This window comes from Leucobacter weissii, from assembly GCF_017565745.1.
Classification (GTDB): Bacteria; Actinomycetota; Actinomycetes; order Actinomycetales; family Microbacteriaceae; genus Leucobacter; species Leucobacter weissii.
In genome coordinates, this window is record NZ_JAGDYM010000004.1 from 162,958 (window position 1) to 188,992 (window position 26,035).

At 69.5% G+C, this 26,035-nt stretch carries 27 protein-coding genes and 1 pseudogene; 13 read left to right on the forward strand and 15 right to left on the reverse strand.

Translation table 11 applies throughout. From position 1 onward, the window contains the following. Nucleotides 1-198: 198 nt before the first annotated feature. Nucleotides 199-1,206 (forward strand): endonuclease/exonuclease/phosphatase family protein, encoded by a 1,008-nt coding sequence (locus J4H92_RS02940; RefSeq protein WP_208095740.1) that lies wholly within the window; start codon nucleotides 199-201, stop codon nucleotides 1,204-1,206. A 151-nt stretch (nucleotides 1,207-1,357) separates the two neighbouring features. Here J4H92_RS02940 and J4H92_RS02945 read toward each other — a convergent pair whose 3' ends face one another. The 3 genes from J4H92_RS02945 to J4H92_RS02955 are packed head-to-tail and all read right to left on the reverse strand — an operon-like array spanning nucleotide 1,358 to nucleotide 5,397. Next, the gene (locus J4H92_RS02945; RefSeq protein ID WP_208095741.1) at nucleotides 1,358-1,774 is read right to left on the reverse strand and encodes a hypothetical protein; all 417 of its coding nucleotides are present in this window, start codon (nucleotides 1,772-1,774) and stop codon (nucleotides 1,358-1,360) included. 36 nt (nucleotides 1,775-1,810) lie between these two features. After that, a complete protein-coding gene (locus J4H92_RS02950) occupies nucleotides 1,811-3,106 on the reverse strand; it encodes a nucleotide disphospho-sugar-binding domain-containing protein (protein WP_208095744.1) in 1,296 nt (431 codons plus the stop codon). Beyond that, the gene (locus tag J4H92_RS02955) at nucleotides 3,103-5,397 is read right to left on the reverse strand and encodes a glycosyltransferase family 4 protein (RefSeq protein ID WP_208095747.1); all 2,295 of its coding nucleotides are present in this window, start codon (nucleotides 5,395-5,397) and stop codon (nucleotides 3,103-3,105) included. The genes J4H92_RS02950 and J4H92_RS02955 overlap by 4 nt, the downstream gene beginning before the upstream one ends. 201 nt (nucleotides 5,398-5,598) lie before the next feature. Here J4H92_RS02955 and J4H92_RS02960 point away from each other — a divergent pair, with 201 nt between their 5' ends. The 5 genes from J4H92_RS02960 (at nucleotide 5,599) to J4H92_RS02980 (ending at nucleotide 10,078) form a co-directional block, all read left to right on the forward strand. After that, nucleotides 5,599-7,035, forward strand: coding sequence for a nucleobase:cation symporter-2 family protein (locus tag J4H92_RS02960; RefSeq protein WP_208095750.1), 1,437 nt, complete (start codon nucleotides 5,599-5,601; stop codon nucleotides 7,033-7,035). 208 nt (nucleotides 7,036-7,243) lie between these two features. Next, nucleotides 7,244-9,022, forward strand: coding sequence for an ABC-F family ATP-binding cassette domain-containing protein (locus J4H92_RS02965; protein ID WP_341782978.1), 1,779 nt, complete (start codon nucleotides 7,244-7,246; stop codon nucleotides 9,020-9,022). 220 nt (nucleotides 9,023-9,242) lie between these two features. After that, on the forward strand, nucleotides 9,243-9,482 hold the full coding sequence (locus J4H92_RS02970) for a hypothetical protein (protein WP_208095753.1): 240 nt from the start codon (nucleotides 9,243-9,245) through the stop codon (nucleotides 9,480-9,482). Nucleotides 9,483-9,539: 57 nt separating this feature from the next. Next, entirely contained in the window at nucleotides 9,540-9,761 is a 222-nt protein-coding gene (locus J4H92_RS02975) for a hypothetical protein (RefSeq protein WP_208095756.1), read from the forward strand. A 53-nt stretch (nucleotides 9,762-9,814) separates the two neighbouring features. Further along, nucleotides 9,815-10,078 (forward strand): ribbon-helix-helix protein, CopG family, encoded by a 264-nt coding sequence (locus tag J4H92_RS02980; RefSeq protein WP_208095759.1) that lies wholly within the window; start codon nucleotides 9,815-9,817, stop codon nucleotides 10,076-10,078. A gap of 96 nt (nucleotides 10,079-10,174) precedes the next feature. On the opposite strand, the gene J4H92_RS02985 is transcribed toward J4H92_RS02980, so the two are convergent. Together J4H92_RS02985 and J4H92_RS02990 are read right to left on the reverse strand one after the other, a co-directional pair. Continuing rightward, nucleotides 10,175-11,932, reverse strand: coding sequence for a DUF2075 domain-containing protein (locus J4H92_RS02985; RefSeq protein WP_208095762.1), 1,758 nt, complete (start codon nucleotides 11,930-11,932; stop codon nucleotides 10,175-10,177). Beyond that, the gene (locus J4H92_RS02990; RefSeq protein ID WP_243751924.1) at nucleotides 11,919-12,290 is read right to left on the reverse strand and encodes a nucleotide pyrophosphohydrolase; all 372 of its coding nucleotides are present in this window, start codon (nucleotides 12,288-12,290) and stop codon (nucleotides 11,919-11,921) included. Before J4H92_RS02990 ends, J4H92_RS02985 begins: the two co-directional genes overlap by 14 nt. A 36-nt stretch (nucleotides 12,291-12,326) precedes the next feature. Here J4H92_RS02990 and J4H92_RS15875 point away from each other — a divergent pair. Further along, nucleotides 12,327-13,361 (forward strand): annotated as a pseudogene (locus tag J4H92_RS15875) (IS3 family transposase). Nucleotides 13,362-13,555: 194 nt separating this feature from the next. Here J4H92_RS15875 and J4H92_RS03000 read toward each other — a convergent pair. Both J4H92_RS03000 and J4H92_RS03005 read right to left on the reverse strand, forming a co-directional pair. Next, a complete protein-coding gene (locus tag J4H92_RS03000; RefSeq protein ID WP_208095765.1) occupies nucleotides 13,556-14,092 on the reverse strand; it encodes a hypothetical protein in 537 nt (178 codons plus the stop codon). A gap of 247 nt (nucleotides 14,093-14,339) precedes the next feature. Beyond that, the gene (locus J4H92_RS03005) at nucleotides 14,340-14,669 is read right to left on the reverse strand and encodes an ArsR/SmtB family transcription factor (RefSeq protein WP_208095768.1); all 330 of its coding nucleotides are present in this window, start codon (nucleotides 14,667-14,669) and stop codon (nucleotides 14,340-14,342) included. Nucleotides 14,670-14,685: 16 nt separating this feature from the next. Here J4H92_RS03005 and J4H92_RS03010 point away from each other — a divergent pair, with 16 nt between their 5' ends. Continuing rightward, nucleotides 14,686-15,162 (forward strand): SRPBCC domain-containing protein, encoded by a 477-nt coding sequence (locus tag J4H92_RS03010; protein ID WP_208095771.1) that lies wholly within the window; start codon nucleotides 14,686-14,688, stop codon nucleotides 15,160-15,162. 316 nt (nucleotides 15,163-15,478) lie between these two features. On the opposite strand, the gene J4H92_RS03015 is transcribed toward J4H92_RS03010, so the two are convergent. From J4H92_RS03015 to J4H92_RS03040, 6 genes are all read right to left on the reverse strand, one after another. After that, nucleotides 15,479-16,753, reverse strand: a complete 1,275-nt coding sequence (locus J4H92_RS03015; RefSeq protein WP_208095774.1) for a hypothetical protein — start codon at nucleotides 16,751-16,753, stop codon at nucleotides 15,479-15,481. A 63-nt stretch (nucleotides 16,754-16,816) separates the two neighbouring features. Beyond that, on the reverse strand, nucleotides 16,817-17,614 hold the full coding sequence (locus J4H92_RS03020) for an ABC transporter permease subunit (RefSeq protein WP_208095779.1): 798 nt from the start codon (nucleotides 17,612-17,614) through the stop codon (nucleotides 16,817-16,819). Then, complete coding sequence (locus tag J4H92_RS03025) at nucleotides 17,611-18,600, reverse strand: ABC transporter ATP-binding protein (protein ID WP_208095781.1); 990 nt, start codon at nucleotides 18,598-18,600, stop codon at nucleotides 17,611-17,613. The genes J4H92_RS03020 and J4H92_RS03025 overlap by 4 nt, the downstream gene beginning before the upstream one ends. Beyond that, on the reverse strand, nucleotides 18,597-19,271 hold the full coding sequence (locus tag J4H92_RS03030) for a TetR/AcrR family transcriptional regulator (protein WP_208095783.1): 675 nt from the start codon (nucleotides 19,269-19,271) through the stop codon (nucleotides 18,597-18,599). Before J4H92_RS03030 ends, J4H92_RS03025 begins: the two co-directional genes overlap by 4 nt. A 53-nt stretch (nucleotides 19,272-19,324) precedes the next feature. After that, a complete protein-coding gene (locus J4H92_RS03035; protein ID WP_208095786.1) occupies nucleotides 19,325-20,017 on the reverse strand; it encodes a methyltransferase domain-containing protein in 693 nt (230 codons plus the stop codon). Then, entirely contained in the window at nucleotides 20,014-21,174 is a 1,161-nt protein-coding gene (locus J4H92_RS03040) for a type III polyketide synthase (RefSeq protein WP_208095789.1), read from the reverse strand. The genes J4H92_RS03035 and J4H92_RS03040 overlap by 4 nt, the downstream gene beginning before the upstream one ends. Nucleotides 21,175-21,340: 166 nt before the next feature. Here J4H92_RS03040 and J4H92_RS03045 point away from each other — a divergent pair, with 166 nt between their 5' ends. The 4 genes from J4H92_RS03045 (at nucleotide 21,341) to J4H92_RS03060 (ending at nucleotide 23,683) form a co-directional block, all read left to right on the forward strand. Then, on the forward strand, nucleotides 21,341-21,676 hold the full coding sequence (locus J4H92_RS03045) for a hypothetical protein (protein WP_208095792.1): 336 nt from the start codon (nucleotides 21,341-21,343) through the stop codon (nucleotides 21,674-21,676). Nucleotides 21,677-21,732: 56 nt separating this feature from the next. Next, nucleotides 21,733-22,527 carry a nitroreductase family protein gene (locus J4H92_RS03050; protein WP_208095795.1) on the forward strand — a complete coding sequence of 265 codons (795 nt, stop codon included), beginning with the start codon at nucleotides 21,733-21,735 and terminating at the stop codon, nucleotides 22,525-22,527. Between the two features lies 1 nt (nucleotide 22,528). After that, nucleotides 22,529-23,149: a metallophosphoesterase gene (locus tag J4H92_RS03055; RefSeq protein WP_208095798.1), complete on the forward strand. Its 621-nt coding sequence runs from the start codon at nucleotides 22,529-22,531 to the stop codon at nucleotides 23,147-23,149. Nucleotides 23,150-23,260: 111 nt separating this feature from the next. Beyond that, nucleotides 23,261-23,683, forward strand: coding sequence for a DUF1622 domain-containing protein (locus J4H92_RS03060; protein ID WP_208095800.1), 423 nt, complete (start codon nucleotides 23,261-23,263; stop codon nucleotides 23,681-23,683). Here J4H92_RS03060 and J4H92_RS03065 read toward each other — a convergent pair. Beyond that, nucleotides 23,668-24,036, reverse strand: coding sequence for a glycine zipper domain-containing protein (locus J4H92_RS03065; protein ID WP_208095803.1), 369 nt, complete (start codon nucleotides 24,034-24,036; stop codon nucleotides 23,668-23,670). The two genes, J4H92_RS03060 and J4H92_RS03065, sit on opposite strands and share 16 nt — an antisense overlap. Before the next feature lie 226 nt (nucleotides 24,037-24,262). On the opposite strand from J4H92_RS03065, the gene J4H92_RS03070 reads away from it, so the two are divergent. Beyond that, nucleotides 24,263-24,784 carry a hypothetical protein gene (locus J4H92_RS03070; RefSeq protein WP_208095805.1) on the forward strand — a complete coding sequence of 174 codons (522 nt, stop codon included), beginning with the start codon at nucleotides 24,263-24,265 and terminating at the stop codon, nucleotides 24,782-24,784. A gap of 12 nt (nucleotides 24,785-24,796) precedes the next feature. Here J4H92_RS03070 and J4H92_RS03075 read toward each other — a convergent pair whose 3' ends face one another. Then, complete coding sequence (locus J4H92_RS03075; RefSeq protein ID WP_208095808.1) at nucleotides 24,797-26,020, reverse strand: MFS transporter; 1,224 nt, start codon at nucleotides 26,018-26,020, stop codon at nucleotides 24,797-24,799. Between the last annotated feature and the right edge of the window lie 15 nt (nucleotides 26,021-26,035).

Below are 26,035 nucleotides of genomic sequence, written 5' to 3' on the forward strand. Positions count from 1 at the left end.
CTCGTGACGTCTTTCCGGCCCGAGAACACCCCACTACTGCCGGATCAACGGTCAAGGCACGAGGCACGGTCAGTGCGGACCCGAGCAGAGCCGGGCGATTAGCATGATGGTGGAACCCATCGCCGCACACTCTTCGCAGAAACGAGTCACCGTGACCCCTCAGGATCCTCCGCTCGGCTCGTCGCCCGGTGCCGGCCGGTGCTCACCCGGGTGCTCGCCGACCTGCAGATCGGGACGGAGCGCGCGGTGCGGCGCAGGATCCTGCTGATCGTCTCGCTGCTGGTCGGCATCCCGTTCGCGGTGCTGCCGCACCTGGACCTGGTCGTCGTCGGCGTGATCCAGTCGCTGCAGGCGCTCGTGCCGGTCGCCTCGATCGTCGTCCTCGCCTGCGCGCTCGTCATGCTGGTGCTGCGGGCGTGGGGCGCCGCGGCGGTGCTCGCGGCGGCGGCGGTGGCCGGGGTGCTGCCGACCCTCACGCCGACGGGCGCCTTCGCCCAGGCGGACGGCGTCGCATGCGGTGCCGAGGCCGCCGCGTTTCGGGTGGTGTCGTTCAACGCCCAGTTCGGGGAGGCGGATCCCGGCCGGCTCGCCGCGCAGATCCGGGACGAGGATCCCGATGCCGTGATCCTCGTGGAGGCGACGGAGCCGCTGATCCGCGCGCTGCTCGTCGACGAGGGGCTCGCCGAGGCACTCCCCGAGCGCAGCGGCGAGGTGTCGACTGGTGGCGCGAGCGGCAGCGTGATCCTCTCGGCGCATCCGCTGCGCGACGAGGATCGGGCGCCGGGCAGCGCCTTCGACCAGCCGACGGCCGTGGCCGCGGTGCCGGGCTTCGGCGATGTGCGGCTCGTCGCCGTGCACCCGCATCCGCCGATCCCGGGTGCGCGGCTCTGGCGCGACGGACTCGGGATGCTGGATCGCTGGCTGGAGGCCGCCCCGGACGAGACGCTGATCGTGGCGGGGGATTTCAACGCGTCGTACGCGCATCCCGCGTTCCGGGAGCTGGCCGGCGGTTTCGTCAACGCCTCGGCCGCGGCGGGGCCGATCCCGTGGCCCACCTGGCCCGAATCGGATCGGCCGATCCCCGCGTTCACGGCGATCGACCACGTGCTGGTGCGCGGGGGAGCGCCCGCGGAGTGGCGCAGCTTCGCGGTCGAGGGCAGCGACCACCGCGGCGTCGCGGCCGGGCTGCGCCTCTGCGGGGCGTGAGCGCCGCCCGGCCTTCCGCGAGCGCCGGGGCCGCCCGGCGTTCCGCGAGTGGGACGTTGTTTCGCGAGAGTGCCCCCGTTGCGCGGTCGAAACCGGGTACTCTCGCGCAATCGGGTCCCATTCGCGAGGCTGACCCCCGTTGCGCCCGGCGTCAGCCCTCGGCGGCGAGCAGGCGGTCGATCGCGTCGGCCGCCTGCTCGGCGAAGTCGGGCGGGGTGCTGCCCAGCATCCAGGTGATCGACGGGAACGGGTCGTCCCCCGTCCACGACAGTTTCGCCGTGAATCCGTAGTCCGTGCGTTCGCCGCCGTAGGGTTCGTCGACATCGAGGATCAGCTCGATCGAGCGATCCCTGCCCAGGTGCAGCTGTGCGGGGAGCGGATCCGTGCGCAGTTCGTCCCGCAACTCCTCCAGATAGGTGTCCGACATCATCCCGCAGAGCGTCCCCTCGAACGGCCACGCCCGCACCCGGAACGTCAGGTTGTACGCCCACGGAACCTTGTCATCCGCCTCCGCCTCCACCACGAGACTGCTGCTCGATTCTCCGAGGATCAAAATGGTTTCCGCCATGGTGTCCGTCCTTTCGCTGCGCGTCGATCGGATCGCTCAGCGCAATCGGCGATCGAGTCGACGACTGCGGTACGCGATCTCCGGCCCCGGCTCCGCCGGATGCGACGGCTCGGCCCGGCCCCGTTCGAGCGCGGATCCGATCGCCTGCGCGAGGTCGGCCGGGCTCGCCTCGTTGGGCGCCAGCGCGATCCCGAGCCCCGTGCGCTCCAGCGCCTCGGCGCCGGCGAACTGATCGGTGGAGAACGGCAGGACCACCAGCGGCACTCCGCAGGCGAGGGCCTCGGTCACACTGTTGTTGCCGCCGTGCGTCACCGCCGCCGCTGCGCGTTCCAGCAGCGTCAACTGGGGGAGGAAGCCGCGCACCAGCCAGTTCTCGGGCAGCGGGCCCAGCTCCTCGGGCGACGAGGATCCGTGGGCGATCGCCGCCCGCAGCCCGCGCTCGCGCAGGGCCGCGGCGACTCGGGCGAGCACGTCGCCGCGCACGGAGAGGAAGCTGCCGAAGCTGACGTAGACGAAGGGCTCGTCGCTCTGCTCGAGCCAGGCCGCCACCTCGTCGTCGTGCCGCTCGGGCCGCAGCAGGGAGCCGACGAAGGTGTGCGGGGGCAGGAGCTCCCGGCGCTGCGGCGAGACCAGCGACTCCGGGTAGTTGAAGACGAGGAAGTCGCCGTGAGCGGCGAAGGCGTTCGCCGCGGGAGGCCGCTCGGGTGCCAGCTCGGCCAGCACCGCATTCCACTCGCGCGTGAACCGCTCGCTCACCTCGTCGCAGAGCTCGCGCAGCTCGTGCAGTTCGGCGGCGGCGGGCGCGAACGCCTCGGGCCAGGCGGGCGGAAAGCCGTAGACCTCGCCGGCCGCGGGCAGCGGCAGCGCCGTCGGATGCCCCAGCACGACGTCGATGTAGGGGATCTGCGCGGCTTCCACGGCGAGCCGGGCGCTGTACGCCAGGTGGTCGATGATGATCTCGTCCGGCGCGACCTCGTCGATGATCGACCGCACGGCCCGGGCCGAGCTCACCGGCTGCCACATCAGGTCGTGCAGCCGCGCGCGCGCCTGATAGGCGAGTGTCGGGATCATGCCGTCGCGGGTCGCCTCGAAGAAGCCCCGCAGCACCTCGTCCTCGCCCTTCGGCTGATCCTCGGCCCGGATCGTGCCGGGATTCGATCCCTGGCTCAGCTGCAGCGGTGCGTGAGCGAAGCCGAACGACCTGACGATCTCGGCGGTCGCGGCGCCGGTGGCGACCACGACCCGGTGGCCGCGATCCTGCCAGGCCCGCCCCATCGACGCCAGGGGATAGAGGTGAGACGCGTAATCGGGGCTGATGATCAGCAGGGTCACGCCGCGGCCTCCTCTGCCGTTCCGGCTCGCGACGCGGCGTGCGTGCGGGCCACCGAGGCATAGATGCGCGTCAGATGCTCGGCCATGCTGCGGATCGAGAACCGCTCGGCGACCACGCTGCGGGCCCGCGCCATGCGCGCCTCTGGCCCGGGCTGCTCGGCGGCATCCAACGCCGTGGCGAGCGTCGCGCGCAGCGTCTCCACGTTCGAGGTGTCCGTCAGGAATCCGGTGTCGCCGTGATCGAGGTAGGTCGCCGGGCCGCCGCGCTCCGGTGCCACGACCAGCAGGCCGGTCGCCATGGCCTCCAGGATCGCCAGTCCGAACTCCTCTTTCAAACTCGCGCAGGCGTAGACGCCGCGGGGTCTGACCCAGTCGGCCAGCCCGGATTGGGCAGCCGCGAGCCAGCGGACCGCGACCGAGTTGGGCTGATGCCCGGCCAGCAGCAGACCCTCCCGGGCGCGCTGCGCGGGGTCGATCAGTCGGTCGATCCGACGCAGCTGCTCGGCCTCGTCGGCGGACGGCCGTCGCAGGTCGCCGCCCACGATGAGGAGGTTGCAGCGCTCTCGGATCGTCGATCCGGCCCACGCCTCGACCAGCGAGGCCATCCCCTTCGCAGGGTGCAGCCGTCCCACGGTGATCAGCAGCGGCAGCCCGCGTCGGCTCACCGGCAGCGGGGCCAGCACCTCGCGCAGCGCGCGGAGCGCCGCCGAGGGCTCGGCGCCGGCGTCGCCCGCCTCGCCGAGCCGGGCCTCTGCGACGGCAGCGTCGGCCACGGTCACGTCGATCCCCTCGGCGACCGCGCTGAAGCGCGTCGGATCCGCGCCGATGTCGATGCCGACCAGGCGCCGGAAGTCGTCTCGCAGGTGTTCGCGCGGCATCAGCACCGTGTGCTGTGCGGAGTCGGCGAGCTCCCGCACCAGCCAGCTGCGGAACCAGAAGCGTTCCGCCTCATCCCACACCCCGAAGTTCTCCCGCGTCAGCTTGCCCGAGTGCTGCAACGACTCGATCAGCACGTGAGGATCGGGCGCGGCGGTGAAGACGACGGGGATCCGCAGATCCTGGGCCACCTGCCAGGCGGCGAAGGATCCGACGTCGGCCATTCGCAGATGGACCACATCGATCGGGCCGTGACGCCCGAGCTCCCGTGCGATGCCTCGCCGCGCAGCCACCAGATTGGACCAGGAGTCCTCGGTTCGCCTCACGGGCAGCGGCAGCGGCACGCCCGCATAGACGTGCCGGTGGGCCGCCCCTGCGGCGTGACGGGCTCCGGCATCGGTGCGATCGGATCTGGCATCGGCGTCGGCGTCGGAATCGGTGTGGTCGCCGGTGGGCGACGGGGCGGTGGTTGCTGTGCCGAGACCCCGCGACAGCGTGAGCACCCGGGCGACCCCGGGCAACGGCGGAGTCTCAGCGTCCGACCCAGCGCCCGATGCCGGGCCGTCGACGAGAGCGTTGCCCAGGCGCACGAGCAGGGTGGCGATGCCGCCGTTGTTGCCGCTGCCGACGCGGCGCAGCTCGGGATCGATGTCTGCGCCGAGAAACAGCTGCGCGATCCGCAGAGATCCGGCGCCGCGCGGGGCGTCGGCCGTGGTCGCGCCGGGCTGATCGGCCAGGTCCTCCAGGGCGAGCGCGGCGGTGTCGGAGAGGTCATCGCCGCGGGCACGGAGCTCCTCGAGTGCCGCCGTGATCCGTGCGGCGGCCGGCCGGCTGCCGAGCGCGGCGACGGCGGCGTGCCGCACGGGTGCCTGCTCTTCCGCATCGCGGGCGATCCGGAGCAGGGGATCGGCCGATCCCGCGTGATGCAGCAGGCCGAGTGTCTCGATCAGGAGGCGGCGGGCGAGGGCGTCCTCATGCTGCACCAGAGTCGACCGCAGCCGGGCGGCGATCGCCGTTGACGCCGCCGCCGCGGCCCCCCAGAGCTGCAGCGTGCGCTGCGCCAGCATCCCGCCGAGGCCGCCGATGGTCAGCAGCTCGATCAGCGCGGCGAGCGACGCTTCACGGAAGGGCTGCTCTCCGGAGGCCCAGGCCGCGTGCTCCCGGATGAAGGTGCGCGGGTCCTCGAGCGCCGCATGCAGCGCGTCCTCGGCAACGGGGGAGTCGATCCGTGCCGCCGCGTGCACCGCAGCGATCGCCATGACCTGGTCGCGGCCCGCGATCGCGGCGATCAGCGCGTCCACCGATGCTCGGTCGGCGGTGCGATCGGCCTCGGCGATCAGCTCCTGCGCCTGCGACAGGGCCCGGACGATGCTGCGCTCCTCACGCATTGCGGCCAACCGCTCCACCACTGCCATACGCGCCCCCGTCATCAGCAGAACCCGTCTCATCAGCGATGAGACCCTGGGATGCCGATTTCAAGGTAGCAGCTATTCTCGCGGGGCTGATCCGCGCTTTCTTCGGCGCTCACCTTGTGGTATCGCGGCGGCTTTGTCAACGGTCTTGGCCGGCCGATCCGAAGCGGTCAGACTGATCCGGATGAACAGAGCGACCGCGAGATGAGCCGAGCGACCACTCGGGATCCTCGACCCGAAGACGAGCGCCTCCCGTGGGGCAAGAACCTTGCCTATGGCCTGCAGCACGTGCTCAGCATGTACGGGGGCATGATCGCGCCGGCGCTGATCATCGGAGGTGCCGCCGGGCTGACGCAGACCGAGATCGGGGTCCTCATCGCGAGCTGCCTGTTCGTCGGCGGGATCGCGACGCTGCTGCAGTCGCTCGGGCTGCCGTTCTTCGGCAGTCAGCTGCCGCTGGTCCAGGGCACCTCCTTCGCATCGGTCGCCACGCTGACCGCGATCCTCGACGGCGGAGGCGGCATCCAGAGCGTGTTCGGCGCCGTGCTGGTGGCGGCGGTGGCGGGGTTCCTCATCGCCCCCTTCTTCGCGAAGATCGTCAGGTTCTTCCCGACCGTGGTGTCGGGCGTGGTCATCACCATGATCGGGATCTCGCTCATGCCGGTCGCCGCGAGGTGGGCGATGGGCGGGAACGCGAGTGCGCCCGACTACGGCAGCGTCGCCAACATCGGCATGGCGGCCGCCACCCTGGCGATCGCGCTCGTGCTCTCCCGCGTGCCGGTCGCGGGGATCTCGCGCGCGGCGATCCTGCTCGCGCTCGTGCTCGGCACGGTGATCGCGTGGCCGCTCGGCATGACCGACTTCTCGTCGGTGGCGGACGGGCCGATCTTCGCGCTTCCGCAGCCCTTCGCCTTCGGGTTGCCGACGTTCGAGATCGGCGGCATCATCTCCATGTTCGTCGTGGTGCTGGTCATCCTGACCGAGACGACCGCCGACATGGTGGCGGTCGGTCAGATCACCGGCGCCAAGGTCGACTCGCGACGCATCGCCGATGGGCTCCGCGCCGACATGCTCTCGAGCATCCTCGCCCCGGTGTTCAACACCTTCACGCAGAGCGCCTTCGCGCAGAACGTCGGCCTGGTCGCCATCACGGGCGTGAAGAGCCGCTTCGTCGTCGCCGCCGGAGGGGGCATCCTGGTGGTCCTCGGGCTGCTGCCGGTCCTCGGGCGGGTGGTCGCCACGCTGCCGACGACGGTGCTCGGGGGCGTGGGGATCCTGCTGTTCGGAACCGTGGCGGCCTCGGGCATCCGCATCCTGAGCCGGGTGCGGTACGAGGGCACCTTCAACACCCTGATCGTGGCGGTGTCGCTGGGGATCGGCTGCCTCCCGATCGCGCAACCCGATTTCTTCGCACAGTTCCCGTCGTGGTTCAGCACGGTGTTCCACTCCGGGATCAGCGCTTCCGCGATCACCGCCGTGGTGCTGAACCTGGTGTTCAACGAGCTCGTGTCCGCGCAGTCTGAGGCGGCGCGGTCCGCTGCGGCGCACGACGAGCGTTCGGGTGCGGCGGCCGACGAACGTGCCGGCGCGACGCGCGGCGAGGGCTCGGTCGCGGCGCGGGACGCCGAGCCGGATCGGTAGGGGCGGGCAGGCCTGGCGCTCGTGGCCGCGGCTGGTCCCGGCGGTTGTGCTCTCCTTTTCGGCCGTCGCGTCGCTCGAGGGGTTTCCCGGCGGGTCCGAGTGGGATCCTGCCTGTTACACTGGCCGCATGCGGACACTCAGCTGATCCAGCCTGCGCCCGAGGATCCTCCCGGCAGGCGTCGCCGCTGCTGAAGGATCAGTGTTTCCCGTGTCTCCCGCATCATCTCTGCCGTCTGCGCCGTTCGGCGGCTCGCCTGCCGGCTGCGCCGCCGCCCAGGCCGTCGTCGTCCGCGACCTGAGCGTCGCCTACGCCGGCCGCACGGTGCTCGACGGGGTCGGCTTCACCGCTCCGCCGGGGCGCCGCGTCGCGCTGGTCGGCGAGAACGGGGCGGGCAAGTCCACGCTGCTGCGCGCCATCGCCGGGCGGCTGCCGCCGAACGCGGAGCGCGGCGGGGATATCGCCCGGCCCGCCGATCTCATCTGGCTGGATCAGGAGCCGTCGTTCGGCGAGGCGCGCACCGTGGCCGAGGCGCTCGCGGGGGCGCTCGCGCCGCTGCGGGAGGCGGTGCGCGAGCTGGAGCGATTGGCGTCGCGGCTGGGGGATCCCGCCGCCGCGGTGAGTCATGCCGAGCGCTACGCCGAACTGCTGGAGTGGGCCGAGGCGCACGACGCCTGGGATGCGGACCGGCGGGCGCTGCTGCTGGCGGAGGAGTTCGGGATCGCCGGGATCGATCCGCTGCGCCCCGTGGCCGAGCTGTCGGGCGGGCAGCGGAGCCGGCTGGCGTTCGCCACCGCGCTGACCCGTCGCCCGGACGCGCTGCTGCTGGACGAGCCGACGAACCACCTCGACGACGCCGCGCTCGAGCTGCTGGCCCGGCGCCTGGGGGAGCTCGGCGGGGTCGTGCTCTTCGCGAGCCACGACCGGGTGTTCCTCGACGAGGCGGCGACGGAGCTGATCGACCTGGATCCCGGGGTGGTCGGAGCGGAGGGGGTTGTCGGTCCCGAGTCGGACGGTGCCGGGACCGGGGTGCCGGGCTCCGGCGCTGGTTCCGGCGCAGGATCCGGTTTCGTCGTCAGCGGGGTGCGCCGCTTCGGCGGCGGCTGGAGCGCCTACGAGGGGGAGCGATCCGCGGCGCGGGAGCGGTGGGAGCAGCGGTACGCTGCGGAGCAGGAGGAGCTGAAGCGCTTGCGGGCCGCCGCGTCGATCGGCTCGGGCAGCATCGCCCACAATCGGGGGCCGCGCGACAACGACAAGTTCATCTACCGCTTCAAGGGCGCGAACGTGGATCGCGCGCTGGCGCGGCGGAAGAAGGACGCCGAGCGCCGGCTGGCCGAGGCCGAGGAGAAGCAGGTGCGAAAGCCGCCGCCGCTGCTGAGTCTGAGCGCGTCGCTGCTGCAGGGTCCGGGTGCGCGGGCCGCGCGATCCTCTCCCGGACCGGTGATCGAGGCCCGGGATCTTCGCGTAGCGGGCCGACTGGCGCTGCCCGAGCTCTCGGTCTCCTCGGGCGAGCACGTGCTCGTCACCGGGCCGAACGGCGCGGGCAAGTCGACGCTGCTCGGTGCGATCGCGGGGCGGATCCCGCTGGATGCGGGCGAGTTGCGGGTGTCGGCGCGGCGGGTCGGCGAGCTGACGCAGGATCCGCGCTTCGAGCACCCGGAGCGGAGCCCGCAGCAGCTCTACGAGCCCTTCGAGCGGCGGGGTGCCCCGCCGCTCGCGCACCTCGGCCTGCTCCGCTCGCGCGACGCCGCGCGGCCCTTGCACGAACTGTCAGTGGGTCAAAGACGCCGCTTCGCGCTCGCGCTGCTGGTCGCCTCCGAGCCGGAGTTGCTGCTGCTCGACGAGCCGACCAACCACATCTCGCTCGCGCTGGCCGGCGAACTCGAGGCGGCGATCGCCGCGTCCCCGGGCACGATCCTCGTCGCCTCCCACGACCGCTGGTTGCGGAGGCGGTGGGCGGGGCGGGAGGTGCGGCTCGGTGCGGAGTAAATCAAGGACATCCCATCGAACAGACCAAGCGCGAACCTGGCGCAGTGGTGCCGCGTAGTCCGGTTACACCACACTACGAAGCACTACTAAGTGATGAACCGCGTCTAAGAACGGGCCGTCGAACTGTGGGCTGCGCTACTCGTGGTTCTCTTGAGTTGAATTGGCGGCTCGGCGTACGATGGACTCTTGCCTTCGTGGCGGGTACCGAGAAGGAACTCAGATGAGCCGCAGCACAAAACGAAACTTCCACCAGGCGTTCAGGTCCATGTGGGCGCAGCATGGCGGGCGTGTGCCAGTCATCCGCAAGGATCGCGACAAGAACGTTTCCCACGCGAAGCCCTGCTATATGTGTATTAAGGGCACCGCTCCGAAACGCTTGCTGCAGGTGAAACCGCGGCGCCGCAAGGAAAAGCGCCAGCTGCGAAAGACGGTGCGCGAGAGCCTGTGCGCACAGTTCTGAGTTTGAATCGAAATCAGTAGCTACGAGCGCTGCTGCGTTCCTTCATTGACGACAACCGTGAAGCGCTCGAAGACCTCTGCGTGGAGGTGGGACGAGTATTCGACGTACATCTACCGCCGCACCGTCTCCACCCTCATCGAACGGGTGGCAGGTCTCACGCCAGCTTCCCGGTTGCTGGGGCATGCAAGTGAGCAGATCACGAGAACCAGTTACGTCGTCAGTGCCGAGGAGGTCGACCCGATCACCGTCGACGTGCTCGATAAGATCCTGGGGAGTTGACCACGCGAAGGAACTCTCCTGCCGAGTCAGTATTTTCGTTATACATTAATGGCGTGAACGAGCGCGAGACGATCGACGGGGTTCCCGTCACCGAGGAGCGGATCGCTGCCTGGGCCGCCGAAGCCGAGGCTGGCTATGACGTTGCGGCTTTGAAGAAGCGCGGTCGCGGACGCCCTGGTCGCGGTGCAGAACCATCTCAAGTAGTGGCGCTCCGGCTTACCGTTGAAGAGATCGCCGCGATCGACGAGCGCGCTGAGCGCGAGGGCAAGTCGCGTTCAGAAGTCATCCGCGAGGCCCTTCATTTTTTAGCCTTGTGAAAGTTGACGACTCGGAACCGAAGCACGGCGTTCTCGTCGAGGATGCGGTTCTATTTCCTTCGGCGGCTCCGTCGCGGCATCCGGGCGTGTTCGCCTTCAGTCCTTCCCAGCACGCGACTTGATCGGTGCTGCCGCGGGGAAGTGGGGGCGCAAGTGCTCCCGCAGTGCCGGGTCGACGACGTGGATATATGTTCCGAGGATGCCGCGGGTGAGGAGCACGGAATAGATGTTCTTCACCAACTTCTCGATATCGTCATGCGCAAGCTGGATATTGCGGAGTCTGTTGTTCCGCTGCTTGCCGCGAGGGTCGAAATAGTTCGAAGAATCCAGTCGGATCCGGCCCTCCCGGTATACGAGATCTGGGCCGATGATCACTCCCGCGGTGTTCAGGTCGTAGCCTTGAATCGTGTAAATTGAACCGGCCTCGTCGATCGAGGTCCCCGAGTTCACCCAGTCGATGAGCTTCCGGTTCCATTGCACGCTGAAATCCCCGATGGTGATATCTCGTACGCTTTCGTATCCGGACTTCTTGCTGACGTGAGGCCATGCGAACCCCGCCAGCAAGCGGGCCAGCCCGGTGCGCTCATTCTGCTCGCGAATGGAAGCATGCATGTCTGCCGGGTCGTCGTAAAAGCGCAGATCATAGCTGTCGAACGTGCGGGGATCCACGCGTTCGCCGCTCAGCAGTCGCCGAATGTGATCCACATAGTCGCCCCCGGCCTGCACACGCAGTTGAGACTCGAGCAGATATCGTCGACCGCTCCGCGCAGCCTCGTCCGTGAGCTGAGCGATCGTTTCCGCGGGAAGATCCGCCGGAATCACTGCCTGTCCCTCATCGACGATGAGCACCTGATGGTCGCTCTGCGCGCGAATCCAATCGAGTTGCGTGATGTCGGGGTCCATCTCGCCGAAGAGCCGTGTCGTGATGGTCCGGAAGTCGGCGACGAGCCCACCGAACGACTGCGCCGCATACTGGCTGAGGCGGTGCGCCTCATCGACGATCAGCAGATCCCACCGAGTGTCCGACTTGCCCACGTTCCAAGGCGTAAGGATCTCGATCTCCCGGAGTGCTGCGCTGCGGCGGAATACCCGCGTCAGTGTCTCGCGCAGTGCTTGCTGCGGGACCACGAGGCCGATCCGGCGTCCGACGAGTGCTTCCCGGTAGCCGGAGAGGAAGAAGTCGCCGTAAGGACCGTCGATGTCCTCCTCAAGGATATCCTCGCCCTCGGCCACCGTCTGAATATCGCGCAGCAGCTTCAGCAGCGTGATCACGACGACCGTCTTGCCCGTGCCGGGGCCGCCCTCGATCACTGAGAGCGAGGGGCGATCGTCTCCGAGATCCTCGAGCAACCCTTCGGTGATGTTCGACACTGCGGCGGTCTGCACGTCGGTGAGCTGTTTGAAGGGGGAGAACTTGAAGAGGTCGGAGTTCTCGATGTCACGGATCGATCCGTCGAAGAGTCCCTCCGCTTTGAGCGCCTCGAAGATCTGCTCGTGCGCGGATTGGTAGATATCGCGGTTGAAATAGTTGTAGCTGGTCTGCCCAGCGTTCTTATTGAGGAGGGTGAACCGTTGGTCTCCGTCGACGTACTTGATGAGAAAGGACTCGAGATCGTGGCAGGCCGACTTGTTGAACGTCTCGTCGATGATCACCCGTGCGACACGGAGATTCTTCCTGCGCTCGGTAATCTGAAGGTGCTGAGCCATGCGGCTGACCGCCGCGTGGGTTTCTCCGATGTAGGCGTGACGCTCGCCGGTCAGTACATACACCACCGGCCAGTTCAGGAGTTCGGCCGGTTCCTGCGGGAGCCCTCCCGTCGCGAATGGGAAACTCAGGATTTCAAAGCCGGTCATACTTGTCGCTTCGTCCGCGGGCCTTCTCGACTGGATATTTCTCTTTCGTCTGCGTCAGTTTCTCCGCGATGATGGTGTCTGGGTCCAGGCCGAGCCGGTCGGCCAACAACATGCAGTAGGTGAGCACGTCAGCGAGTTCGTACTTGGCAGAGGCGAGATCAGCGTCGCCCCATTGGAAGCACTCGAGGAGCTCGCCTGCTTCGATGCTGATGCTCTTGGCCAGGTTCTCTGGTGTGTGGAACTGCTGCCAATCGCGCTCGGCGACGAAGTCGTGCAGCGCGTCGCGAAGAGATTTCTGATGCACATCTTCAAAGCTATCAATGAAGGGTCCGCTGCGCGGATAGGTGACATCGAACATGGCTAGCCGTGTGTGCTGGCCTAGAAGTATGGCGTTATGCCCAAACCGTTTCTCAAGGAGTTCCGAGACGATGTGATCCGGGTCGCGGAGAACCGTGATCCGGAGGTCACGCTTGCGCAGATCGCGAAGGAATTCGGTGTCCATGTCTGCACTCCCGATAAGTGGATGCGGCAAGCCCGCATCGAGGCGGGTGAGCAGCCGGGTGAGACGAAGTCCGAGTCTGTCGAGTTGCGCGAACTCCGTGAGCGCAACCGTCTCCTTGAGCAGGAGAATGAGGTGCTGCGTCGCGCGGCGGCGTATCTGCCGCAGGCGCATCTGCCTGCGAAATGATGTACCCGCTCGTGAGCGAGTTCGCCGTCGATGGGATTCCCGTCGCGGTGTCGTGCCGGGTATTGAAGCTCTCACGGCAGCTCTACTATCGCTGGTTGTGCAACCCGGTCACCCGGCGGGAGGTGGACACGGCGTATCGCGCGAACGCGCTGTTCGACGCGCATCGTGATGACCCGGAGTTCGGGTATCGGCTTCTCGCCGATGAGTCCCGTGATGAAGACGGTGAGGCGATGGCGGATCGCACGGCGTGGAGGGCCGCATCGGAGAATGGCTGGTGGAGCGGAGGGCAAGCTCTACCTCTGCGCCGTCAAGGACGCCTTCAGCGGTCGGGTCGTGGGCTACTCGATCGACCCGAGGATGAAGGCATCGCTTGCGGTCCGCGCCGTCCGCAACGCCGCCCGGATGCGAAGCAACGTTACGGGCTGCATCGTCCATTCGGATCGAGGATCGCAGTTTCGAAGCAGGAAACTACGGCGCGAACTCGCGGCGCATAACCTCGTCGGATCGATGAGCAGGGTCGCGTCCTGCGGCGACAATACCGCGATGGAATCGTTCTTCAGCTTGTTGCAGAAGAACGTCCTGAACCGGCGCTCCTGGGCCACGCGTGAGAAACTACGCATCACGATCGTGACCTGGATCGAGCGGACCTACCACAGGCGACGCCGACAACGAGTCCTCGGCAAGTTGACGCCGGTTGAGTTCGAAGCAATTATGACCACACAGGTCGCGTTCTCGGCCTAACAAAAAGAGACACCAAGACCCTCAGCAGTCCCAAACGGCCCTGCGACAGTATTGCTTCAATGCTCGTGGCGTATGCGTCCGACTTTGTGGATCTCGGCTACGCAGTCACCGCTCACAGGGCGCAAGGTGTCACCACCGACACCGTCCACACTGTTGCGACGGCGACGGCGACGGCGACGGCGACGAGGGAGAACTCAAGCTTCCAGATCAGCCAGGTTCGTTGCCCATTCCTCGGTAACGGCCTGTATCGGGGCGAGTCTGTCAGAGAAGTCGTTGTGCCGATTCATGGTGGCTGTCGCGCCGAAGCGGAACTCCCATCGTCCGGTGGGCGAGAACAAGCAGGCTGCGACGACATCGAAGCCATCGATGGGATAGAACCTGGACGCGGGGTCGTTCTGGGAGGCGCGGGTCTTCTGCACCTCGACCTTGACGTCGCCGTTGGCGTAGGTCTTTGGGCTGGCGTTCTTGCACTCGACCCGAAGCATCCGCCCGTCGTCGAGTGTGACGTTGAAGTCGTGCTGAGCGTCGAGGTCGAAACGCTCGACGGATGCGACACCGGTAGCCTGCTGGAGTTGGAGTTCGAGGTGGTATTCGGCTACGCCACCTCGAACGGTGACCGCCAAACGGTTACGACCGCCGATGATGTCAAGGATCTGCTGACTGGTGAGCGCGAACTGCTCTTCGAGTACATGACGGCGCGGCACCTCATCAGACGCGTCGCGGGCGGCCATCGCCAAGGCAGCGGATTAGCGCAGCGGCGGATCCAGACGCAGCGAGGTCGCCCGGCGTTCCAAGCGGGCATAGTCGATCAGCCGGTCGGGGGTGAAGGCGACTACGGTTTCCAGGATCGTTGGGGAGCGTGCCTCGGATCAGTTGTTCTTGGTTCGAGTCTGCCTATCAGAGGCATGGATCGAGACGGCATCCTTTGACCGGAGTATTTCTGCGACGCCCACGATCGCCACTGAATAGCTTACACTCTCAGGCCTCATCGAGCCGCTCCAATAGCTCCACCGCGGCGCGGGCGTAGTCGCTGATCCAGCGGTCGTGGATCCGCTTGATCGGGAGCGGCGCGAGGGAGAGGTGCCGCTCGCGGCCGACGCGGCGGCCGGTCACCAGCTCGGCGCTCTCGAGGACGCGCAGATGCTGCAGCACGGTGGTCCGGTCGAGCTCCGGCAGCAGCGCGCACAGCGAACCCGTCGTGTGCGGCGACGCCTTCAGCGCGTCGAGCATCCGGCGGCGCACCGGCGAGGCGAGGGCCTTGAACACCCGGTCGTCGTCACCGGAGCCCTGGTCAATCGATCCAGACATGTGGTAAATTTACAACATGAATGACACTGAGCCGCTCGACACGCTGTCCTTCACCGTCTCCGGGCGCATCGCGCGATCCTGCGCCGAGGTCTATGAGGCCGTCGCCGATCCCGAGCAGCTCTCGAAGTACTTCACGACCGGCGGCGCCCGCGGGCGCCTGGAGCCCGGCGCCGACGTGACCTGGGACTTCCGCGACTTCCCCGGTGCCTTCCCGGTCGCCGTGGTGGAGGCCGACCCGCCCCGGCGGATCGTCATCGAATGGGACGGCGAGGCGACGACGGGGGAGCGCGGCACGACGCGCACCGTCTTCGAGTTCGAACCCCTCGACGGCGACACCAGAACCCTCGTCACCATCACGGAATCCTCCTGGCTGCCCACCCCCGAAGGCGCCCGGAACGCCTTCGGCAACTGCGTCGGCTGGACCGGCATGCTCGCCGCAATGAAGGCCTGGGTGGAGCACGGCATCAACCTCCGCGAGGGGTTCTACCGCTAACGTCGGAGGTCATCGTTACTCTGAGGGCACGGCAGAAAGCCTGCCGACCTGGTGATGGGCTCTGAGCCGGCTTGGCGCTCGCACCTGTCGCATCTGCCGAATCGGAGAAAGGGAGAGATATGACAGCGCTCACATGATCGGCCAGACGCGCTGACCGACCCGCCGGAAGGGTTGGGCGAGTGGCTCGCCGACCTCACGCAGCGCGTCTACGCCGCGCGGCAGCGTGCCGCCCTCGCGGTCGACGCCAAGATGCTGCGCGTGTAGCGGAGTTCCGCTTGGCGTATGCGGAGTCGGCTATCGAGCTCGGCGCTTCGCCTCAGCGCGCCTTCCCGAACTTCACGGTCTTCGACTTCGACGTGTATCCGGTCTTCGAGACCGTCACCTTCACCGTGATCTTCTTGTTCCGCAGTTTCTTGGCGATGCGCAACTTCTGCTTGGTCGCTCCCTTGATCGTCTTGCCGCTGGCGTACCACCGGTACGAAACTCTGAGCCCCGCCTTCTTGCCGGCCTTCGACAATGTCGGTTTGCCGACCTTGACGACCTTGCCGACCTTGGGGGTGGACGATTTCTTGGGCCACTTGGCGATCCACCCGCTGGGGATCGTCTTGCGCTTGGGCGTCGCGCCATTCTTCGACGTGGCGAGCTGCGTGGCCCCGATCGAGGGGAAGCTGCCGGTCTTGGAGATCAGCACGGGCTTCACGAGGGTGCAGGAGGTCGCCGGGGACGCGGGGGTGCGCGCGGCGAGCAGGCCCCGACTGTCGACCCAGGAGATCCAGGAGCCGTCCGGGGACAGGCTGAAGTCGGTGACGCCGCCCGCGGTCGGCACCAGGCACTCCGCGGTGATCGCTCCGCCGAGACCGGCCGTCTTGATGAAGCCCAGTTCCTTCGTGTCGCCGGAGGAGCCCGTCTCGAACGACACCGCGACCGTTCTACCGTCGGCGGAAACGTCGACATCGTACAGGCCGGGCAGGCTGAACCACGGCGCGAAGTCGGGGCTGAACACACCCGCGGGATCCTGAACCAGGGCGTCGTCGCTGTTGGCATCGACCCCGAAGAGGCGCGAACCCATGACCGAGGTGCCCAGCAGATTGCTGATGTTGATCGGGGTGAGCGACGAGTTGGCGGTGTTCGTGACCCAGGTTCCCTGGTAGAGATTCGAAACGGGGTAGGCGTATTGGAGATAGGAGTAGGTGTACGCGACCTGTCTGCCGCCCGTGGTCAGGGCAAGGTCCACTGGCACGGCAGCGGAGGCCATACTGGGGTCGTAGCCGAGTGACGACCGCACGGCAACGGCGCCGTTCGGCTTCCACAGCCTGGTCGGGGCTCCGGCCCCGAACGACGCGGGCTTCCTCGCCACGCCGAAGATCCATCCGTCGTCCGACTGCGTCTGCTCCGTCCACTTGCGACCGGTCGGCGCCGCCCCCGAGATGGCGCGCTTATGCTTGCCGTCCAAGGTCGACACCCAGATCTTGCCGCCGTCGATATAGGACACCTGCGGGGGTGCGGCCGCCGCAGATGCCGCCGCCGGTGCGGCAGTCAGCACCCCCACGGCAAGGCAGGCCACCAGAGATTTCGCGATGAGAGAGCGCATCTCCAAATTCTCCGCCGGTCCGGTGCGAATCCGCGTCAGGGGGCACCCTGATCTTTTCGACCGTCACACCGTGCGGATCGTGCGGCGGCGCACGGTCAGGATCCCGACCGTGGCGAGCAGGATCGCACCGCCCGCCAGCACCGCGATGCCCGCGCCGTCGAAGCCGTTCTCGAGCGGCCGCTCGGCGAGCGCCCAGTGCCAGGGCGAGACCACCGCAACAGGCTCCAGCGCCGCGATCGTCGGAACGAGCGCCGAGATCAGATACCCGAGCACGAGCCCCCCGAACGACCCGGCCAGGACGACCCCGGCGCGCAGGCCGATCCCGGCGAGCGCCAGCGCGAGAGCGGCATGGAAGACCGCGAGCAGGAAGACGCCCAGCGTCGCGGCGGCGACCCCCTCGGCGCGGAGCTTCATGTCGAGCGCCGCGCCGCCGAAGCCCACGGTCGCGCCGACCAGCAGCGCCACGGCCGCCAGCACCAGCGCCACCGCGACGAAGCGGCTGAGATAGACGCCCACCCGGCTGACGGGCAGCGCGAGCAGCAGCTCGAGCCGACCGGCGTCCTCGTCCCCGGCCGTCAGCGCGCTCATGTGCATGATGCCGAGGGCCGCGACCAGCAGCGGCAGCAGCAGCGCAAAGAGGTTGCCGTTGAGGAACCCGGCCGGCGACGCCAGCGCCTCGAGCCCGAGCGCCGAGACGACCTCCGGCGACATGCCGGCCACGAGCGAGTCGAGCGACCCCGACTCGCTCATCGACGGCCAGACCGCCAGCACCGAGGCGACGAGGGCGAGCAGCGCTGCAGCCCATACGAGTGCGCCGCGCCGCTGCGCACCGAGACCGCGAGCGAGCAGTTCCGCGTTCATCGCGCGCCCCCGTCCGTCGAGTCCGCACCCGCACTCGCCGCAGAGGCCCCGCCCGCGCCGCCGTCCCCGCCGCCGCGGTAGTACGACAGGAACGCCGTCTCCAGATCCGGCTCGGGCGCGGTGAGTGAGACGATCTCGGTGCCGGCGAGCCGCCGCAGCAGCGGACCGGGCGGTCCGGACCACCGGATCCGCAGTTCCCCGGACCGCGCCCCACCGGACCGCGAAGACTCGACCGACACGGCGCCCGGCAGCGCCGCGAACGCCGCGATGTCGGCCGCATCCGGCCCCGCGCCCGCGAACACGACGCGGAACTCCTGCGCGGCGCCGTGCCGCAGTTCGTCGGTGGGCCCGTCGGCCACCGCGACGCCGGCGCGGATCACGACCACCCGGTTCGCGATCTGCTCGACCTCGCTGAGGACGTGGGACGACAGCAGCACGCTCGTGCCCGACGCCGTCACCTCCTCCAGGATCGCCATGAACTCGTTCTGCACGAGCGGATCGAGTCCGTTCGTCGGCTCGTCGAGGATCAGCAGCTCGGGGCGCGACATCAGTGCGCCGACCAGCGCGAGCTTGCGGCGGTTGCCCGTCGACAGCCCCCGCACGTGCCGGTCGACCTGCACGCCGAGGCGCGCCACGAGCCGATCCCGGAACGCCTCGTCCACCCCGCCGCGCAGCCGGGCCCAGCTCCGCAGCGTCGCGGCCACGGTCAGCCGGTCGTCGAGTCGCAGCTCGCCGGGGGAGTAGCCGACCCGGGCGCGCACGCGCCGCTGCCGCAGCGGATCCTCGCCGAACAGGCGCACGGTGCCCGCGCTGGGCGCCGAGAGCCCGAGCATCATGCGGATCGCCGTGCTCTTGCCCGCGCCGTTCGGCCCGAGGAAGCCGAGGACCGCGCCCGGTTCGAGCTCGAGGTCGAGATCCCGCACGGCGGTGAAGCCGCCGAAGCGCTTCGTCAGCTTCGCGCATCGGAGGATCGGGGCGGCGCTCATGCCTCTTCCTCCCGACTCCGCTGCCCCTGCTCCTGCTGTTCGACCGCGGCCTCGGCGGCACGCAGGATCGCGTCGTCGCGATAGAAGCCGTGGGTGAAGAGCTCGAGCATCGGCACGGTCAGGCGCCCGAGCGCCGCCGGCGTGAGCTCCGCCTCCCCGAGGGCGCGCGCGAAGTGGCGGCGCAGCACGAGCGGGGCCAGGCCGAACACGGTCAGCAGCAGCGCGGTGATCCTGGGATCGCTCTGGGGCAGGATCACGCCCGCGGCCTCCTGCTCCTGAACACCGCGGAGCGCGCCCCCGAGGATGCCGTCGAAGAGCTCGTCGGCGGACTCCGAATCGTCGTCGGAGAGCATGCGGGCGAGGTAGTCGAGCGCGGGGCCGTAGGCGTCGAGGTCGTGCAGCGCGGCCTGGATCGAGTCGATGGTCGGGGAGGAGCCTCCGACGCCCTCTCGATCGACCGTGAACATCTCGGCGACGTGGGCGCTGCACGCCGCGCGGAGCCCGGACTTGTCCCCGAAGTGGTGCACGACGAGCGCCGCGCTCACGCCCGCCGCCTCGGCGATCATGCGCAGGCTCGCGCGCTCGAAGCCGCGGGAGCCGAACAGTTCGATCGCCGCATTGCGGATGCGCGCGCGGGTGGTGAGGTCATCCGGAATCGAGGTTGAACGCATGTTCATTATACTAAACAATCGTTCAGCTTCGCGCAAGCGCGCGAGGCTCGCCGTCAGCGACGCCGGTTCACGGCGAGCAGCCGGAACCTGCCCGGCCGTTCCACGCGCCAATCGGGCGGCAGCCGAGCACGCAACTCCGCGGGAGCGTAGCTGCGCCGGATGCTGCGCAGGCCGTCGACGAGCAAAAACGATCCCGGCGCGATCGGCGGCACCGCCACCGAGAACAGCGCATAGGCGCCGTCGCTGCGCGCGATGTCGGAGTGCAGGCAGAGCCCGGTCGCCAGAGCCTCGGAGTCCGCGATCAGCTGTTCGAGCGACCCGTCGTCGAGATGGTGCAGCAGGTGGTTCGAGATGACGAGGTCGAATCGCTCGCCCCGCTCGACGAGCGCGCGGCTGCGGGCCTGCTCGTAGGAGACGCCCGGCATCGTCTTCGCGGCGCGTGCCACCTCGAGCGCGCGGGGATCGGGATCGATGCCGAGCGCCTCGACGCCGAAGCCGTCGCTGCGCGCGAGTCGCACCAGGCGGCGCACGACGTCGCCCCCGCCGCAGCCGATGTCGAGGAGGCGCGCGGGGCGATCGAGGCGCCTCAGCAGCGGCCGCAACCGGGCGCGGTAGACGGCGCCCCAGCACGACACGGCACGGTTGACGAGGGCGAAGCGCTCGAGCGTGCGGCGCAGGCGCACGGGATCGCAGGCCGGGTCGTCCATCAACTCCCTCAGCCGCGTCTCGCGCTCGGAGAGCCTCATGCCGAGGCCTCGCCCGCAGACCGCGAACCCGGGCCGCTGGAGCGACGGGTGAACCGGGCCGTCTCCACCGTGAGCCCCGGCCCGAAGCAGAGCCCCGCCAGCTGCGCGCCGTCTCCGAGGGACTCGTCGGCCAGCATTCGCCGCAGGATGAACAGGATCGTCGCGCTCGACATGTTGCCGTAGTCGCGCAGCACCGCGCGAGAGTGGCCCATCAGCTCGTCGGGCAGGCCCAGCCCGGCCTGCACCCGATCGAGCACGCTGCGCCCGCCGGGGTGCACGGCCCAGCCGTCGATGCGCTCGACCGCCTCCGTGCCGTCGCCATCGGCCCCGCCCGATCCCGAACCCAGCATCCGATCGACCACCCCGACGATCTCGCGCCCGATGATGCGCGGCACCTCCGCCGTGAGCCGCATCTCGAACCCGTGGTCGCCGATCGTCCAGTCCATGTCCTGCTCGCCCTCGTGCGTGACGGCCGTGGTGAAGCCGCCGACCTCGAGCAGCGCATCGTCCGTTCTCGGCGTCGCGGACGACACGATCGCGGCCGCAGCACCGTCGCCGAAGACCGCTGAGGCGACGATCTGCTCGGGGTCGCTCGAGGTGCGGAGGTGGAGCGAGCAGAGTTCGGTGCACACCACGAGCGCTACCGATCCCGGCTGCGCATCGCAGATGCGGGTCGCCGCGCGGAGCGCCGGGAAGGCTGCGGCGCAGCCCATGAACCCGATGTGATACCGCTCGACGGTGCGCGGGATGCCGAGATCCCTCACCAGGAGGAAATCGGGCCCCGGCGCGAAGAAACCCGTGCACGAGGCCGTCACGACGTGCGTGATCTCGGCGGCCTCGTGCCCGGAGCGCAGGATCGCATCGCCCGCGGCGGCGGCGCTCAGCGGCGGGGCCTCGCGCCGGTAGATCGCATTGCGCTCGCCGGTCGTCGGCGCGAGCAGCCGGTCTCCGTCGCCCGCGAATGCGGGGGAGAGCCCGTCGGCCCCGCCGATGACGGCGTACCTGGTCTCGATGCCTGAGCGATCGAAGGCCGCGGCGATGAGACGTCCGGTCAGCCGGTCGACACCGGGCTGCGAGGCGAAGAGATCCCGGATCCCGGACTGTCGCAGCCGCGCGTCGGGAACGGCGGTGCCGACCGAGAGCAGACGGGTGACCATGCCTCCATGAAAGCGGGTCGGGGGCGACAGCGGAAGGGGTTGACAAGGGCCGCAGGGGGCGCGGGCTTGTGCGCGGGGCGGCTGCGCGACATGATCGGAGTGTGAGCTCGCCGTCGATGGGTAACGAGATGAGAGGCGGGACGAGAAACGGGCGAGGATCTCGGTGATGGGGCTCGTCGCGGAAGCGGCGGTGCTGCTGGCCGTCCTCAGTTATCTCGTCACCGTTACGCTCGGGCTGCTCAGCCAGCGCGGCCATCGGGTGAGGCGCGCGTGGCACAGCCGCCTGTTCGTCCTGACCTTCGCACTCACCGCCCTGGCTGCGGCGCTCTCGCTCCCCGCTCAGTGGATGCGCGGCCTGTTGCTCGCCCTCGCCCTCGTGCCGCTCTCCCTGCTCCCCTTCCTCGGCGTTCCCGTCGCGAGGCGCCCGAGGCGCCACGCGCTGATGGGACTCAGCGCGGCTCCCCCCTATCTCGCCGCCCTCGTACTCTGGGCGGCGCGATGAGACCCCTCGAAGCCGTGCGAAGCCGCCCGGCGGAACCCCCGACTCAGGAGTAAGCGATGGAGTTCTTCGACGTCCTCTTCGACCGCCGCACCACCAACGGCCCGTTCCTCTCCGAACCGGTCTCGGAGGAGCACCAGAGACTGCTCATCAGGGCGGCCGCATCCGCGCCGTCGCAGTTCAACAGTCAGCCGTGGCGCTTCCTCGTGATCGAGGATCCCACCACGATCGCGACCATTGCTCGGATCAGCGGCGAGTCCATGACGGCCGTGATCTCCGAGGGGTCCTTCTTCGAGAGGTACAAACGCCACTTCCGCTTCAGCGCCGAGGAGATGGCCGAGCACCGATCCGGGATGTACTTCGACCGGCTGCCGTCGCCATTGCGGCCCTTCACCCGGACGGTCTTCACCCGGGCCGGTGTGCGGGCGATGAGGATGCTGCGGGTTCCCCGGACCCTGGGTGAGGAGAATCGGCGGCTCGTCGCGGGATCGCCGCTGATCCTGGGCGTCATGCTCGACCGGCAGGAGCGGGGCGCGCACCCGCTCGCGGACTTCTACTGCCAGTTCAGCATGGGCGCCGCTGTGGAGAACCTCTGGCTGACCACGGTCGAACTGGGCATGGGCATCCAGTTCATCTCGTTCCCGATGGAGCAGCCGGATCAGTGGGAGCGGATCATCGATCTCCTGGAGGTGCCCGACGATCTGGAGCTCATGGCACTCTACCGGCTCGGCTACGTTCCCGCGCAGGCGCGGCGGCCGGCGATCGACTGGTCGAGCCGGGAGCGCAGGCCGCCCTCGCAGTTCGTCTTCCGCGAGACCTGCTCCGTGCCGCAGGAGGGGTGGGACGAAGGCTGAGATGGCACGCTACTGGATCGCCGATCTGCACCTCGGCCACGACAGCGTCGCGCGGCGGAGGGGGTTCGAGACGACCGAGGAGCACGATGACACCGTGCTCGGGCAGCTCGGGCGACTGCGCCGCGATGACGTCGTCTGGGTGCTCGGCGACCTCACGAGCGGACGGCCGGAGGAGGAGCAGCGGGCTCTCGAACTCCTGCGCGGCGTCGACGCCGAGCTGCACCTCATCGCGGGCAACCACGACGGCGTCTCCTCGATCCACCGCCGCGGCTACCGGCACCAGCGCGAGTGGCTCGAGGTCTTCGGATCGGTGCAGCAGTTCGGCTGGGTGCGGCTCGGCGGCCGCGAGGTGCTGATGTCGCACTACCCCTACGAATCGCTCGGCGAGGGGCCGGGCCGCGGCGCGACGCGCTACCCGGAGTTCCGCCTCCCCGACCGCGGGTTCCCGCTCATCCACGGCCACACGCACCAGAGCACGCCCCAGGCGCCGCACCCGCAGACCGGCGGGATCCTCACCAGCATGTACTGCGTGTCGTGGGAGGTGCATCGCGATCTCGTGGGGGAACGGCTGCTGGAATCCTGGATCGCGAACGAGCACGGCGGCGGCGCACCCCCGACGTGAGCCGACCGGATCCCGCCCCGACCGCGTCGCATCACCCCGGCCAGCCGCCCCCCCGCCGCACCCGGACCGGCCACGGCCGATCGAGGCCGCCGCCCGGGGTACGCTGGGCGCATGCGGATCGCCGACGTGTTCGAGACCATCACCATCAGCTTCGAGGTGCTCGGAGTCATCGCCATGGTCGTCGGGTTCGGGATCGCCGTCGTCCTCGCCCTCCGCACGCTCGGCCGCCGCGAGGGCGGACGCGCGGCCTACCTCGTGCTGCGCTCCACGATCGGCGCCTCGATCCTGCTCGGGCTCGAAGTCCTCGTCGCCGCCGACCTGATCCGCACGATCTCCTCGGTCCCCTCCCTCGAAGAGGTGGCGGTGCTCGCCGTCATCGTGCTGATCCGCACCGTGCTGAGCATGTCGCTGCAGATCGAGATCGACGGCGTCGTGCCCTGGAAGCGCGCCCTCCTCACGAGCGGCGGTCAGCTGCTCGCCGGATCGGTCTCCCGCGAGACCCGCGCGACGCGAGCCGCTCAGTCCACGCCGTAGCGCGCGGCCTCCTCCTCGGCGAGTTCGAGCTCCCACCCGTTGTCGCCGAGCCAGCAGTGGGCCCGCCGCCCCGGCGGAGGGTCGTCGCGCCTCACGAGCGTGTAGGTCGCGCCATCGACGATCTTCACGGGGGGAGGATCCTCATTCCCCGGGTCGGAAGCGGCCCGTGCGCTTCGCCTCCGCGCGTCGTAGGAGAGCCCGAACACGAGCCCGAGCGCGATTCCGATGGCCATCCAGGTGCCCAGCTGGTCGGTGGCGACGCCGAGTGCCACTCCGACCCCGACGCCCAGGGCGAGACCCAGGGCGAGCCCGGTCTGGTCCGAGGCCTTCTCGGGTTTCTCTGTTCCGGTCATACCTCCAGCGTAGGAAGCCCGAGCGTCCGACGCCTCCGCCGCGAGACGGATATCCGAGGCCGTCGCAAGGACGAGTGCGCGCCGGATCGGCGAGCGTATATCCGCATCGCGGTGTCTTCGGCGCACGCGGGTCGGAAGAAGGGGCGCCAGCGGGTGGGACGGGGAGCGGACGTGCGATCCGGGGCGGCACTACCGCCCCGGCGGCGACCCTGTCACACTGAACTGCATGACTCCATCGCGCACCCCCGCCGCAGTCGTCACCGGCGTCGCTCTGATCGTCCTGCCGCTCGCCGCGCTCGTCCTCAAGGGCTTCTCCACCGGGTGGCTGATGCTCGTGATCATCCTCGGCCCGATCCTCGTCCTGATCGCGGGCTACGCGCTGCAGATCGTGATCGCGGCGCAGGGCTTCCTCTCGTCGCGCGCGCTCTTCGCCTCGGCCGCCGCGCGGTCCCGCGCCACCGTCGCGGCCTGGCTGACGCTCGTCGGCGTGGTCCTGCTCGGCGTCTTCCTGACCGACGGCGGCGACGTCGGCTACGGATCGACCTTCCAGGTGTGGCTCGGCGCCTACGGCCCCGACGCCGACGCCGTCCACGCGGCGACCGATGCGCTCAATGACACCGTCGCCCTCGTCGCGGCGGTCGCCTGGGTCGGTGGCTTCGTGTGGCTCGTCGCGGAGTGGGCGAGGGCTCTGGCGCAGCGCTCCCGGGCGCGCCGCGCCGCCGCGCAGTCGCCCGGTGAGGAGGGCTGAAGAGGGAGGCTCCTACTCCGCGGTGACCGGATCCGGAACCGGGTCCGCGGTGCTGAAGAGCGCGAGCGCGGCCGTCCCGGTCGCGGTCGAGAGCGCCGCGACGAGCAGCAGCTGAGTCTGCCCCCAGGCGATGACGACGGCGCCCAGCGCTGCGCCGACCGCGACGCCGAGATTGAGGACGGTGACGATGATGCCGCCGGCCGTCCCGCGGAAGGACGGCGCGGCCAGGCGGAGCACGCACGCCTGCAGGAGCGGCGGGAACGCGCCGACCGCGAGCCCCCACACCGCCGCGCCCGACAGGAACACGGCCGGTGAGAACCCACCCAGCAGCAGCATCGCCAACCCGGCGGCCACGAGCCCCCCGGCGATCACCACCCCCGTCCGGGGGAGGCGATCCGAGGCGAATCCCGCGAGCAGGACGCCGAGGCCCCCGGCGGCTCCGAGGAGCAGCAGCACGACCGGTGCGGATCCGGGAGGCAGCCCGCCGTGACCGAGGGTCAGCGGCACGATGTAGGTGAATGCGGCGAAATGCCCGACCAGTACCACGCCGCCGGCACCCGTGACGAGCACGACGCGGCGGCGCTCGCGGTCTCGCGCGGCGGCCGGAGCCCCGGGCTCCCGCGCCGGAGCGGCCTCCCGGCGGTCGCGCGGCAGCAGCCAACGCAGCGCCAGAGCGGTCAGGGCGAGCAGCGCCGATACGATGGCGAACACGGTGCGCCAGCCGGCGCGGTCGGCCAGCGCCGCCGCCGCGGGGAGCCCCGCGAGCCCGGCGAGGGTCGGACCGGCCAGCACGATCGACAGCCCCCGACCCAGGCGGGCCGGATCGACGATGGAGGCGGTGTAGGCGACGACCACCGCCCAGAACAGTCCGTGCGCCGCCGCCGCGACGACCCGCGCCAGCAGGGCGAGCGCATAGTCCGGGGCGAGCGCGGTGAGGAGATTGGCGGCGGCGACGATGCCGAGCGCCGTCGTCAGCAGCGCGGCGCGGGGCACGCGCATGGTGAGGCGCACGAGCGGGATCCCGGCGGCGGCGATCGTGATCGCCCATGCGCTCACGAGCGCGCCGATCGCGCTCTCGGGCACGCGCAGATCCCGGCTCATCTCGGGCAGGAGTCCGGAGGGCAGCAGCTCCGCGGTCACCGTCCAGAAGGTGGCGGCGGTGAGTCCGGCGAGCACGAGCCCGAGCGGCCGGGCGCGTCCCGAGGGCGAGGCGGAGGGGTCGGTGGGAGCGGTCATCCTGCAACGGTAGAC